The following is an 11,892-nucleotide window of genomic DNA, read 5'->3' on the forward strand; positions in this document are numbered from 1 at the left end:
GCAGGTCCGGCTGGTCGCTGCCCACTCTGTCAACGCCTCGACATGGGCAGGATGGTCCTTGAGATGGCGGCGTTGGGGCGGGCTCGACGTTGCTGGTCCCTTCCCGAACTACTACCGCCACCCCACCACGGGCATTGCAGATGACATTGCCCACAGCCCACACCGAGGGGGGAACGAGGACAGTGCCCTCGGCGCGCCAGCGATCTGAGCGTGCCCGATTCGGAACGTCCGGACCCCCGGGCACCACCGTCGGTCTGGTCAGTCCGAGGACCGAGGCAATAAAGGCTCCACGGCCGCTGCGGTGTCCTCCGCTATGGCGCATGCCTGCTCGGTGGTCCCCGCGTAAGTTACAAAAACGGACACGTGGGCCTGCTCGCTCAAGTCCAATGAAATCTGACAATGTTCCGATGGAGGTTTGACAATGATGCGGAGCGCCCGCAACGGTCCCACGCTAATTTCTTCAACCGTGTAGTTTGTCAGATTCAGCTGGTCGACGCTGTAATCCCAGTCCAACTGAATCGTCATGATCGGACTCTCCCCGCCCGGCAAGCGGTAGCGACAGTCGTAGGACACGCCGACGTCATCGAACGTGGCACTCTCCGGGTCGAAGCCCAGCGTGGTGATGTCCTCGTCGCTGAGGATGTCGCAGGGCAGCATGTCTGACAGCTCTGCTTCCACATCCACGACCTCTGGCGGCGGTTCGTCGGGGCTCCCGGTCGCCGACGGAGTGGCGCTGCCTGGAAGGGAGGAATTCACTGTCGGTTGCACGGCGACTGGGGTTCCTTGTTCCGTGCTCGTGCAGGCCGACAGTAGTGTCACCAGTCCCAGGGCTGTTCCCCATACGCCTACACCCCTGCGCTTCACGCCTGATCCTCTCCTAGCCGGTTGAGCTCTGCTGCGGTCTGTTCATCCGCGGCCTGAGTGCGCCGGGCACTGGCTCGGATGGCTGCCGCCAACTCCGTCAACGCCTCGATGTAGAGCTCGAGATTCTCCGCGGCGGACTGCGGCGTTCCGGCCGCGCTGAGCTTGGTCTGCTCTGACATCTGCAGGGCCACCGGGCTTGAACCGAGGGGAACTCGCTGATCCAGTGTGAAGACCCGATTCCGCCGGTCCTTTGCTCTCTCGGCTATGGCGTCGATCTTCCTTGCCATCGCCTCGGCGCTGTCCGGGTCGATGGTGACCTTGCCGGCAGCTGCTGCGGCACGGAAGTGTCCGATGGTGCCCATCATCTTGCCGGTATCGGGCATGGAGGTCGGCTGTCCGCCCTCACCGCCACTCTCGATGTGCATGAGTCCTCCCACCCACGAGTTCTCGCCTCGGGTGAAACTACCAACACTGGCAGCGACAGTCTGGCGGTTCGGTCCGTGCTACCCACCGATGACCCAACCCCGGGCGCAGCCCGCGCCGGCTGGCCTCGTCCGCGCGCTGGTGGGGTGGCCGTGGGGAGGAGTCAGCCGGGACGTGGTGACGGGGCTCGCCGCTCGGCGTCGCCGGCGGGTGCTCCGGTTCCGTCCGGGGTGGGGGTGTGGGCGAGGCGGGGGCCTGGTCGGGGAGCCGGGTGTCTCGGAGTGGATCAGGGGTCGGCACCGAGCCCTCCCGCCGTGGTCCCCGACCGGGTGATCGGTGGGGAACTTGGGTCCCAGCAACTCAGCGGGAGGGCGCGGGGTCGAGGGTCAACAGATGTTCAGCGCGCTGTTGACCAGGGTGTTGTTCTGGATGGTGATGTTCTCGCCGCACGGGTTCTCGGTGATGGCCGAGTCGGTGACGGTCAGGTTCTGGAGCGTGATGTCGGAGGTGTTGGCGAAGTCGGTCCTGGCGGCGATGCGGATGTCGCCGCCACCGGTGACGCTGCCGCCGTCGGCGGCGATGTCGATGTTGTGGCAGTTCTCGATGAGGATCGCGTTGTTGCCGGTGTCGGCGATGTCGACGCGGTCGATGACCGCTCCGCCGCTCTCGGAGACGCAGAACACGCCCCGTCCGCCGCCGCGGGCGATGACCTCGCCGACGTGGATGTTCGTGGGGTAGCCGTCGCCGATCCGCCCGTTGCGGTTGGCCATGCGGAACGCGGCGTACCCGGTGCCGGTGCCCGCGTTGACGGCGTCCACGGTGCCGACGGTGGCGTTGATCGTGTCGTTGAGCAGCAGCCCCGAGTAGGCGACGTCCCGGGCGACGACGGTGCCGACGGTCAGCCCGTCGACGCCGTAGGTCTCCACGCCGTGGTTGTTGGTGCCCGACACCCGCACGTCGTCGATCCGCACGCCGGTGGTGCGCACGGCGCGGTCGGCGTGGTTGTCGATGCGGATCCCCAGCCCTCCGGAGAGCTGGAGGTCGATCTGGCCGAGGTGGATGTCGCTGCCGTTGCGGAAGAACAGGCCGAACCAGGGCGCCCCGGTCACGCTCAGGTGGGGGATCTCCACGTTCGTGACGCCGCGTCCCCGGACGACGGCGTTGTCCCCGGTGGGGGTGCCGGTCACGTTGACCGTGCCGCACACCTCGAGGGTCGTGTGGCTGGGCAGGTCGAGGGACTGGTTGGCGGGCATGTCGCCCGACCCGTGCACGACGACCCGTTCCGTGCTGGTCCGGCCGGGGGTGAGGCTGCCGACTGCGGCGCGCATCGCCTCCAGCATGCTCGGTCCGGTGTAGACGGTCTGGCCGCCGTTGGTGGCCCGCCACGTTCCGGCGTCGAGCACGGCGGCGGCGTCGGTGTCCCCCGCCCCGCAGTCCTGCCGGGGAGCGGGTTCGGTGGCTGGTGCCGCGTGCCGGGCGAGTTCCGTTCCGGCTGAGGTGGCGGCGGGTGATGGGTGGGGGGTGCCGGCGGACGCCGGGGCGGCCAGCGTCGCGGTCGCGGTGGCCAGGACGAGGAGCGCGGTGGTCACCGAGCTGGCTCGTCGGCCGAGGACGGGGGGTGCGCCGTTGCGGCCCATCTCTCACTCCTGGTGGTCGGGGCGCTTACCGGGTGGTGTGCGGTCGGGTCGCCTCGGGGCGGAACCACCACCCCGAGAAAGCTTCGGAACCGACGGCGTTCGGCTCGTGTTCGACACGTATTCGATCGCGTTCGACGGCCTTCGACCGGCCGGCTCCGGAACGCGCGCCCGTTCCCTCGCCGGCGTGGATGATCACGTAGCGGTAAGCGTTTGCCAAGTCGACTTGACCATTTCAACAACCAGCCACAGTGGTGTCAAGACAACAAACTGTCGGTATTTCTCGACAACTATTCCCCGCATCCGCTCGACGGGAGCCGGGATGAGCCCCGCCCCGGGGGACGCGGGTCGGTGGGCGCCGTCCCCCTGCCTGGGGCGGGTTCGTCGGAGGGGGACCCCGTCGCCGACGTCCGGTGTTGGCCGCTCGGCGCCGAGCTCCGTCGCGGTCGGTCCTGGTCGCGCCGTCCCCCGCTCCTCGGTGCTCTGGCGGGGACGCGGCCGCCGGGCCGGCCCGTCCACCCGAGCCTCCCGCACGGGGGGCGCGTGGAGACCCCGTCGGCGCCGCCTCTTCCGCCACGCCAGGACCGCCCCCGGCCTCGGGGAGGTCGCGGAGAGGCCGCCCACGGCCGCCCGATCCCGGTCACGTCCGCCTGTCCGAACCCGACCGGGAACGCCTGCCGCGCGGCCGGCGCGGGAATTCCCGACGGTCTTCCTTTGTGCGCTATCCGTTCGCCCGCAGAATGTCCAGAATCGCGTCGCGGCTGCTCTCGGGATCGAGCGCGGCCGCGCGCAGATCCTCGAATGCGGACTGAAATCGCCGGACTTCCGGCTCGTCCTCCAGAAAGAGGGAGCCGCCGACGTTGTCGAGTAGGACGGCCTGGTCCACACCGGTGGCGCCGACGGCGGTCAGCAGGCTGAACGACCCGCTGTGCGAGGCGTGGGCTCCCCCGGAGAAAGGCAGGACCCGCAGGGTCACCGTCTCCGGGAGCCGGGTCAGGCTCGCCAACTGCTCGCGCCAGACGCGGTCGCCGCCCACCCGCCGCCGCAGGGCTCCCTCGTCGACGACCACCGACAGCCTCAGCCGCCCCATCCGTTCCCGCCGGGCCATCCGCAGCCGCAGCCGCTGTTCGGCCAGGTCGGGTCCGGGGCGGGGGATCCACGACTCGATCACGGCCCGCGCGTAGTCGGGTGTCTGGAGCAGGCCGGGCACGAGGTCGATCTCCCAGGCGTGCAGGTCGGTGGCGGTTTCCTCCAACTCCAGGTAGTCCAGGAAGGTGTCCGGCACGGCGGCCCCGAAGGGCTGCCACCAGCATCGCTCCCGCTGCCGCCCCGCGAGGTCGAGCAACCAGCCGCGCTCGTCGTCGGTGCTGTCGTAGAGGCGGCTGAGCCGTTCGATGTCGGCGAGTGAGCTCTCGGTCCGGCCGGACTCCCGGCCGCTCGTGTCCGATCTGGTCCAACCCATCAAGGCTGCCACGGTATCGATGTCAATTCCCGCGCGGTCGCGCAGCCGGGCGAGTGCGGAACCGAGTCGGCGCTGCCTGAGGGTGGGTCTCATGCGCCCGACGATAGCGGTGGCCTCGGGGCGTCAAACTAGATCGAACGGGCGTACCGACACCTCGTTAACCCGTCAGATTTCCCTTATCCGGAATCGGTAGGAGCTCGCCTGGTTCGGTGACGGCGTGACGGCTGAATGCGCGCTGTTACGGGCAGGTTACCGCCGCGGCTCCCGATTTCCCTCGGTCACGGTGGGTCGGCGTTCCGCGTCCTCCCTCGGCAGGGTGGGCGGTGGTCCGGGAGTGTGGAGGGGACGGGTCACGCGGCGGCGGTGGGACCCCGCCCTCGGGTCGCTCGATTGACCGGAACCGGTGCCGGCCGGTCCCGGCCGCGTCTCACTGGCCGGTGAACGTGGTCGGCTGGCGGCGGGTGAAGCTGTCGGTGGCGCGGCGGTGGTCCTCGGTGGCGCCGGCTCGCGCCTGCGCCTCGGCCTCGCGGTGCAGCGTCTCGTCCAGGGTGGAACCCCAGGACGCGGCGATGGCGAGCTTCGCCTCGGCGAAGGCGCGCGTCGGGCCCTGCGCTAATCGTCCGGCCAGCGCCTCCGTCGTCTCGGCGAGCTGCTCCGGGGCCACGACCTGGGCGAGCATGCCCCAGTCGGCGGCCTGTTCGGCGGTGAACGGCTCTCCGAGCAGCACGAGCTGGCTGGCCCTCGCCGAGCCGATGGCCCGGGCGAGGCTGGCGCTGACCCCGGAGTCACAGGTCAGGCCGATGCCGGTGAAGGCGGTGCGGAAGCGGGCGTCGGACACGGCGATCCGCAGGTCGCAGGCGAGGGCGAAGCCCAGGCCGGCTCCGGCGCAACTGCCGTTGATCGAGGCGAGCACGGGTTTGGGCATCGTCGCGAGCCCGTGGACGATCGGGTTGTAGTGCGCGGAGACGGTGTCGAACGCCTCGTCGGGGCGCGTCCGCAGGGTCTCCGCGTGCTCGGCGAGGTCCTGCCCCACGCAGAACGCCGGACCGTTGCCGGTGAGCACGACGGCACGCACCGCCTCGTCGGAACCCACCCTCCTGACCGCCGCCACCAGCTCCCGCTTCAGCTCGGTGGTCAGCGCGTTTCCCCGTTCTGGCCTGTTCAGGGTGATCGTGGCGACCGATTCCCTGATGTGGACGAGTACTTGCGTCCCACGGTCAGTCATGCTGCCATACAGTACTAAACGAATGGTCGGTAAGTTAAGGGTGAAAATCGGGAGGGCGGTGTCGGATGCGTCCGCTGCGCAGCCACGTCAACGGCGACTGGTTCACTCCGACGGATGAGGGAAAACCGCTGCTCGACGCCGTCACCGGTGAGCGGATCGCGACCATCACCTCCGCCGGTGTCGACATGGGCTCGGCCCTGTCCTACGGGCGACGCGTCGGCGGTCCCGCCCTGCGGGAGCTGACCTTCCACCAGCGCGCCGCCCTGCTCAAGGCCCTCGCCGGGCACCTGAGGGAACACCGCTCCGAGCTCCACACGCTGTCCGCCCGCACCGGCGCCACCCGGTTCGACGCCCGCTTCGACGTCGACGGCGGGATCGGCGTGCTCTTCACCTACGGCAGCAAGGGGCGGCGGGAACTGCCCAACGACACCGTCTACGTGGACGGGCCGCCGGAACGCCTCAGCCGGGACGGCGGGTTCCTGGGGCAACACCTGTGCACCCCCCTGCACGGGGTGGCGGTGCAGATCAACGCCTTCAACTTCCCTGTGTGGGGGCCGCTGGAGAAGCTGGCCCCCGCCTTCCTCGCCGGCGTGCCCACGCTCGTCAAACCGGCGAGCCAGACGGCCTACCTCACCGAACGACTGGTCGAACTGGTCCTGGACTCCGGGCTGCTGCCCCCCGGATCGCTCCAACTGGTCTGCGGCGGCGCCGGTGACCTCCTCGACCACCTCACCGAACAGGACCTGCTCGCCTTCACCGGGTCGGCGGCCACCGCCCGCCGGCTGCGCGCCCACCCGGCGGTGGTCGGGCGCACCGTCCGGTTCAGCGCGGAGGCGGACTCGCTGAACTGCTCGGTCCTCGGGCCCGACGCCGACGAGGACACCCCCGAGTTCGCCGTCTTCGTCGACCAGCTGGTCACCGAGATGACGGTCAAGGCCGGCCAGAAGTGCACCGCGATCCGCCGGGCCCTGGTGCCCGCCCACCGCATGGACCAGGTGGCCGACGCCGTCGCCGCGCGGCTCGCCGAGGTCACGGTCGGCGACCCCGCCCACCCGGACGTCCGGATGGGCGCGCTGGCCAGCCTGGAACAGCGGGAGGAGGTCCGCCGCTCCCTCAAGGCGCTGATGGCGGCCGCCACCCCCGTCTTCGGTGATCCCGAACGGGTGGACCCGCTCGACGCCGACCCGCTGCGGGGCGCGTTCCTCTCCCCGGTCCTGCTGCGCGCCGACGACCCCGACGCGGCCCCGGCCCACGAGGTGGAGGCCTTCGGCCCGGTCAGCACCCTGGTGCCCTACCGCGATGCCGACCACGCCGTCGACCTCGCCGCCCGGGGCCTGGGCAGCCTGGCCGGTTCCGTGGTCACCGCCGACACCGGCTTCGCCCGCCGGGTGGTGCTGGGCCTGGCTCCCTGGCACGGCCGGCTGCTGGTGGTCGACGGCGACACCGCCCCGGAGTCCACCGGCCACGGATCCCCGATGCCGGCCCTCGTGCACGGCGGCCCGGGCCGCGCCGGCGGCGGGGAGGAACTGGGTGGCATCCGCAGCGTCCTGCACCACATGCAGCGCACCGCCGTGCAGGGCGGCCCTGGCGTGCTCACCGCCGTGACCAACCGGTGGATGCCCGGCGCGCCCCGCACCGTCGACGACGTGCACCCCTTCCGCCGGTACCTGGAGGACCTGCGGGTGGGGGACAGCGTCGTCGCCGGCCCCCGCACGGTCACCCTCGACGACGTCGAGCACTTCGCCGAGTTCACCGGCGACACCTTCTACGCCCACACCGACGAGGAGGCGGCCAGCGCCAACCCGTTCTTCGAGGGGCGGGTCGCGCACGGCTACCTGGTGGTGTCGCTGGCGGCGGGGCTGTTCGTCGACCCGGAGCCGGGTCCGGTGCTGGCCAACTACGGCCTGGAGGGCCTGCGGTTCCTCACCCCCACCTACCCGGGCGACGCGCTGACCGTGACGCTCACCGCCAAGCAGATCACGCCCCGGGTGGACGCCGACCACGGCGAGGTGCGGTGGGACGCCGACGTCACCAACCAGCACGGCGAGTCGGTGGCCCGGTACGACGTGCTCACCCTCGTGGCGAAGAAGCCGGGCGAGGCGGGCTGACCGCCGCCCGGGAGGACCAACGGCCGTGCCCTCGGCCGAGGAGGTGATGACGGTGACGGACCGCGCGACCGGGCACGGCCCCGGCGGGGCGCGCCGCCCACCCGAGGCGACCCTGGCCGACGAGACCGAGGCGCAGGCCCGGTTCGAACGCCTGATCGCCCAGGACGAACGGGTCGAACCCCGGGACTGGATGCCCGAGGCCTACCGCGCCACCCTGATCAGGCAGGTGGCCCAGCACGCCCATTCCGAGATCATCGGCATGCAACCGGAGGGGGCCTGGCTGACCCGCGCCCCCTCGCTGCGGCGCAAGGCGATCCTGCTGGCCAAGGTCCAGGACGAGGCCGGGCACGGCCTGTACCTGTACTCGGCCTGCGAGACCCTGGGTGCCGACCGCGACGACCTCACCGAGAAACTGGTGTCCGGACGGCAGAAGTACTCGTCGATCTTCAACTACCCGACGTTGTCCTTCGCTGACGTCGGCGTCATCGGCTGGCTGGTCGACGGGGCCGCGATCTGCAACCAGGTGCCGTTGTGCCGCAGCTCCTACGGCCCCTACGCCCGGGCGATGATCCGCATCTGCAAGGAGGAGTCCTTCCACCAACGGCAGGGATACGAGCTGCTGATGACCATGATGGCGGGCACCGAGGAGCAGCGAGCCCAGGTGCGGGACGCGGTGGACCGCTGGTGGTGGCCGAGCCTGATGATGTTCGGGCCGCCCGACGCCGCCTCGCCCAACACGGCCCGCTCGATGGCCTGGCGGATCAAACGGCACACCAACGACGAGCTGCGGCAGCGGTTCGTCGACATCACCGTGCCCCAGGCCGAGGCGCTCGGCGTCACCCTCCCCGACCCGGACCTGCGGTGGAACGCCGAGCGCGGGCACTACGACTACGGGCCGATCGACTGGGACGAGCTCGCCCGCGTCATCCGGGGCGACGGCCCCTGCAACGCCGAACGGATCGAGACCAGACGGACCGCCCTCCGCGACGGCGAGTGGGTGCGCCAGGCCGCGGCCGCCTACGCGGCGAAGCGGGCGGCCCGGGACGCCGTCGGGACGGGGGTGGCCGGGTGAACACCACCGGAGACACCCCCGACGCCGGGGCCGCCCGCGCTACCACCCCGGGGGACGGCGGCGCCGGGGCGGACACCGGAGCGCCGGCCCGGGACCGTCGCGGCGAGTGGCCGCTCTACGAGGTGTTCCTGCGGGGCCGGCGCGGACTGAACCACGTCCACGTCGGATCGCTGCGCGCGGCCGACGACACGATGGCGCTCCGCCACGCCCGCGACCTCTACACCCGCCGCAACGAGGGGGTGAGCATCTGGGTGGTCCGCTCCGACGCCATCGCCGCGTCCAGCCCGGACGAACGGGACCCGTTCTTCGCGCCCAGCGCCGACAAGGTGTACCGGCATCCCACGTTCTACGCGATCCCCGACGACGTCCCCCACCTGTGAGGTCCCGATGGCCGTCGACAACGCCTACGAGGCGCTCACCGAGGACAGCCGGGACCTGGGGGACCGGTGGGCCTACGGCACCGGCTTCCAGGACCCCCTGTCCGGAGTGGACGCCACCCTCCCCACCGGCGCGGACCTGCCCGCCGCCGCCCGCCACGTCCTCGGCCTCGGCGACGACGCGCTGGTGATGGCGCACCGGCTCAGCGAGTGGTGCACCCACGCGCCGGAACTGGAGGAGGAGGTCGCCCTGGCCAACATCGCCCTCGACCTGCTCGGGCAGGCCCGGCTGCTGCTGGCCAGGGCGGCCCAGCTCGACCCGGGCCTGCGGCCCGCCGGCGTGGCCGGTCACGTACCGGACGAGGACGCCCTGGCGTTCTTCCGGTCGGCTGAGGAGTACCGCAACGTGCGGCTGGTCGAGGTCCCGCACGGCGATTTCGGGCACCTGGTGGCCCGACTGCTGGTCTTCTCGACCTGGCGGTTGGGCGTGGTGGACCGGCTCACCGGCTCCCGCGACCCGGTCGTGGCGGCGGTGGCGGCCAAGGCCGTGCCCGAGATCGCCTACCACCGGGACCACGCGGCGGGCTGGACCCTGCGGCTCGGGGACGGCACCGACGAGTCCCACCGCAGGATGGCCCGCGGCCTGGCCGAGGTGTGGCCGCTGGTCGGGGAACTGTTCACCACCGCGGACGCGGAGCGGCCCGCCATCGCCGACGGGGTGGGGGTCGACCCCGCCACCACCCGCGCGGAGTTCGAGGACGTGCTGCGCCGGGTCCGCGGGCAGGCCACCCTGGGCCCGCCCGGCGCGGACCTCCGACGGGACGGCGATGCCCCGGCCACCGCCTGGGGCCGGACGGGACGGCACACGGCGGCGCTGCGGGACCTGCTGGCGGAGATGCAGAGCGTGGCCCGCGCGCACCCCGAGGGGCGGTGGTGACGGTGACCGTGTCCAGCCCGGAGCTCGACCGGGCCCGCGCGGCCGCCGGAGCGGTCGTCGACCCGGAGTTGCCCATGCTCACCCTCGTCGACCTGGGGGTACTGCGCTCGGTCGAGATCGAGCCGCCCGCGCGGGTGGTGGTGACCGTGACCCCCACCTACTCGGGGTGTCCGGCGTTGGTCGAGATGCGCGCCGACCTGGTGGCCGCCCTGGACCGGGCCGGTTTCCCCGACGTCGACATCCGCACCGCGCTCAGCCCCCCGTGGTCGAGCGACTGGATCACCCCGGCGGGGCGGGCCGCCCTCCGCGAGCACGGCATCGCGCCGCCGGGACCGGCCCCCCGCCGGGGCAGGGGCCCCGTCCCACTGCGCCTGGAACCTCCGCCGTCCCCGCGCTGCCCGCGCTGCGACTCCCCCGACACCGACCAGGTGGCGGCCTTCGGCGCGACGGCCTGCCGGGCGTTGCGCCGTTGCCGGGGCTGCGGGGAGCCCTTCGAGCAGGTGAGGGCACTGTGACCGTGCGGGTGGCGAGGAACGCCGGACCGCGTCGCACCGCCGTGGGAGGCCCGCGATGACCCCTGCTCCGGACACGACCAGCGGTCCCGCCGGGGACGCGGCCAGCACCGCCGGGCGGGCCGGCCGGCCACGGGCCGCGTTCCGACCACTGCGGGTGGCCTCGGTGCGGCGGCTGTGCTCCGACGCGGTGGAGATCGGCTTCGCGGTGCCACCCGAGCACGCCGAGGAGTTCCGGTTCCGCCCGGGCCAGGCCCTCACGCTGCGCCGGCGGGTGGGCGGGGTCGACGAGCGGCGCAGCTACTCGCTGTGCGGTCCGGCCGGCAGCGCGCCGCGCATCGGGGTGCGGGAGGTGCCCGACGGGCTGTTCTCGCGGTGGTTGAACCGGGAGGTCGCCGTCGGGGACGTGGTGGAGGCGCTGCCCCCGGCGGGACGGTTCGCCCTCGGTGAGGACGTCTCGGGTCACCACGTGCTCGTCGCGGCCGGCTCGGGCATCACCCCGCTCCTGTCCATCGCGGCCACCGTGCTCGCCGGGGACCCGACCTCCCGGGTGACCCTCGTCTACGGGAACCGGCGCACGGAGTCGGTGATGTTCGCCGAGGACCTGGCCGACCTGAAGGACCGGTACCCGGCCCGGACGCAGCTGCTGCACGTGCTCTCCCGGGAACCCCGGGAGGCGGAGCTGACCTCGGGACGGGTGGACGGCGCGAAGGTGGAGCTGCTGCTGTCCGAGGTGGTGCCCCCGGAGACCGTGGACCACTGGTGGCTGTGCGGGCCGTGGGAGATGGTCGAGGTGGTGCGCACGGCGCTGGCCGACCACGGGGTGCCGGCGGCGCGGGTGCACCGGGAGCTGTTCCACGTCGAGGACGAGGCCCCGCCGGTGCGGCGCCACCAGGACGGTTCCGCGCCGTCCGGGCCGGCCACCCGGGTCCGCCTGCTGCTCGACGGCCGGACGACCAGCCTGACCGTGCCCCGGGACGTGCCGGTGCTCGACGCGGCGCAGCCGGCCAGACCGGACCTGCCCTTCGCCTGCAAGGGCGGGGTGTGCGGCACCTGCCGGGCCCGGGTCGTCGCCGGGGAGGTGCGGATGCGGCGGAACTTCGCCCTCGAACGGTCCGAGGTGGACGCCGGGTTCGTGCTCACCTGCCAGGCGGTGCCGACCACCGAGGAGCTGGAGATCGACTACGACGCCTGATCCGCGTCCCGGCCGTCACCGCCGCCCGGCCGCACCCGGCCGCCCGGGTGGCGCCCGTCGGCCCGGCGGCGGAGCCCGACCCC

Annotated in this window: 11 protein-coding genes; 6 read left to right on the forward strand and 5 right to left on the reverse strand. The window is 72.4% G+C overall.

All coding sequences use genetic code 11. The features are described 5' to 3' along the window. Nucleotides 1-258 precede the first annotated feature (258 nt). The 5 genes from ACTIDRAF_RS0226325 to ACTIDRAF_RS0226350 all read right to left on the reverse strand — a co-directional run bounded on the left by ACTIDRAF_RS0226325 (nucleotide 259) and on the right by ACTIDRAF_RS0226350 (nucleotide 5,608). Entirely contained in the window at nucleotides 259-864 is a 606-nt protein-coding gene (locus ACTIDRAF_RS0226325; RefSeq protein ID WP_342626712.1) for a DUF3558 domain-containing protein, read from the reverse strand. Continuing rightward, nucleotides 861-1,289: a hypothetical protein gene (locus tag ACTIDRAF_RS0226330; RefSeq protein WP_016701602.1), complete on the reverse strand. Its 429-nt coding sequence runs from the start codon at nucleotides 1,287-1,289 to the stop codon at nucleotides 861-863. Before ACTIDRAF_RS0226330 ends, ACTIDRAF_RS0226325 begins: the two co-directional genes overlap by 4 nt. A gap of 384 nt (nucleotides 1,290-1,673) precedes the next feature. Next, nucleotides 1,674-2,924 carry a hypothetical protein gene (locus tag ACTIDRAF_RS0226335; RefSeq protein WP_016701603.1) on the reverse strand — a complete coding sequence of 417 codons (1,251 nt, stop codon included), beginning with the start codon at nucleotides 2,922-2,924 and terminating at the stop codon, nucleotides 1,674-1,676. Nucleotides 2,925-3,642: 718 nt separating this feature from the next. Continuing rightward, complete coding sequence (locus tag ACTIDRAF_RS0226345; RefSeq protein WP_039789980.1) at nucleotides 3,643-4,476, reverse strand: helix-turn-helix domain-containing protein; 834 nt, start codon at nucleotides 4,474-4,476, stop codon at nucleotides 3,643-3,645. Between the two features lie 334 nt (nucleotides 4,477-4,810). Further along, entirely contained in the window at nucleotides 4,811-5,608 is a 798-nt protein-coding gene (locus ACTIDRAF_RS0226350) for an enoyl-CoA hydratase/isomerase family protein (protein ID WP_016701606.1), read from the reverse strand. A 65-nt stretch (nucleotides 5,609-5,673) separates the two neighbouring features. Between ACTIDRAF_RS0226350 and paaZ the strand changes: the two genes are divergently transcribed. The 6 genes from paaZ to paaE are packed head-to-tail and all read left to right on the forward strand — an operon-like array spanning nucleotide 5,674 to nucleotide 11,809. Beyond that, nucleotides 5,674-7,716: a phenylacetic acid degradation bifunctional protein PaaZ gene (gene paaZ, locus ACTIDRAF_RS0226355; protein WP_016701607.1), complete on the forward strand. Its 2,043-nt coding sequence runs from the start codon at nucleotides 5,674-5,676 to the stop codon at nucleotides 7,714-7,716. A gap of 46 nt (nucleotides 7,717-7,762) precedes the next feature. Further along, on the forward strand, nucleotides 7,763-8,788 hold the full coding sequence (paaA, locus tag ACTIDRAF_RS0226360; protein WP_083886761.1) for a 1,2-phenylacetyl-CoA epoxidase subunit PaaA: 1,026 nt from the start codon (nucleotides 7,763-7,765) through the stop codon (nucleotides 8,786-8,788). Continuing rightward, nucleotides 8,785-9,168: a 1,2-phenylacetyl-CoA epoxidase subunit PaaB gene (paaB, locus tag ACTIDRAF_RS0226365; RefSeq protein WP_016701609.1), complete on the forward strand. Its 384-nt coding sequence runs from the start codon at nucleotides 8,785-8,787 to the stop codon at nucleotides 9,166-9,168. Before paaA ends, paaB begins: the two co-directional genes overlap by 4 nt. Before the next feature lie 7 nt (nucleotides 9,169-9,175). After that, on the forward strand, nucleotides 9,176-10,102 hold the full coding sequence (gene paaC, locus ACTIDRAF_RS0226370) for a 1,2-phenylacetyl-CoA epoxidase subunit PaaC (protein ID WP_016701610.1): 927 nt from the start codon (nucleotides 9,176-9,178) through the stop codon (nucleotides 10,100-10,102). Continuing rightward, nucleotides 10,096-10,617 (forward strand): 1,2-phenylacetyl-CoA epoxidase subunit PaaD, encoded by a 522-nt coding sequence (gene paaD, locus ACTIDRAF_RS0226375; RefSeq protein ID WP_016701611.1) that lies wholly within the window; start codon nucleotides 10,096-10,098, stop codon nucleotides 10,615-10,617. Before paaC ends, paaD begins: the two co-directional genes overlap by 7 nt. A gap of 55 nt (nucleotides 10,618-10,672) precedes the next feature. Continuing rightward, nucleotides 10,673-11,809, forward strand: coding sequence for a 1,2-phenylacetyl-CoA epoxidase subunit PaaE (gene paaE, locus ACTIDRAF_RS0226380; protein WP_016701612.1), 1,137 nt, complete (start codon nucleotides 10,673-10,675; stop codon nucleotides 11,807-11,809). Nucleotides 11,810-11,892 lie beyond the last annotated feature (83 nt).

It is taken from the genome of Actinoalloteichus spitiensis RMV-1378 (assembly GCF_000239155.1).
In the GTDB taxonomy this organism is placed as follows: Bacteria; Actinomycetota; Actinomycetes; order Mycobacteriales; family Pseudonocardiaceae; genus Actinoalloteichus_B; species Actinoalloteichus_B spitiensis.

What these genes read in the sequence shown, in the direction of transcription:
- ACTIDRAF_RS0226335 (WP_016701603.1), bottom strand. Translation starts at nt 2,924, where the DNA reads ATGGGCCGCAACGGCGCACCCCCCGTCCTCGGCCGACGAGCCAGCTCG.
- paaE (WP_016701612.1), top strand. Translation starts at nt 10,673, where the DNA reads ATGACCCCTGCTCCGGACACGACCAGCGGTCCCGCCGGGGACGCGGCC.
- paaZ (WP_016701607.1), top strand. Translation starts at nt 5,674, where the DNA reads ATGCGTCCGCTGCGCAGCCACGTCAACGGCGACTGGTTCACTCCGACG.
- ACTIDRAF_RS0226345 (WP_039789980.1), bottom strand. Translation starts at nt 4,476, where the DNA reads ATGAGACCCACCCTCAGGCAGCGCCGACTCGGTTCCGCACTCGCCCGG.
- paaC (WP_016701610.1), top strand. Translation starts at nt 9,176, where the DNA reads ATGGCCGTCGACAACGCCTACGAGGCGCTCACCGAGGACAGCCGGGAC.
- ACTIDRAF_RS0226330 (WP_016701602.1), bottom strand. Translation starts at nt 1,289, where the DNA reads ATGCACATCGAGAGTGGCGGTGAGGGCGGACAGCCGACCTCCATGCCC.
- paaA (WP_083886761.1), top strand. Translation starts at nt 7,763, where the DNA reads ATGACGGTGACGGACCGCGCGACCGGGCACGGCCCCGGCGGGGCGCGC.
- ACTIDRAF_RS0226350 (WP_016701606.1), bottom strand. Translation starts at nt 5,608, where the DNA reads ATGACTGACCGTGGGACGCAAGTACTCGTCCACATCAGGGAATCGGTC.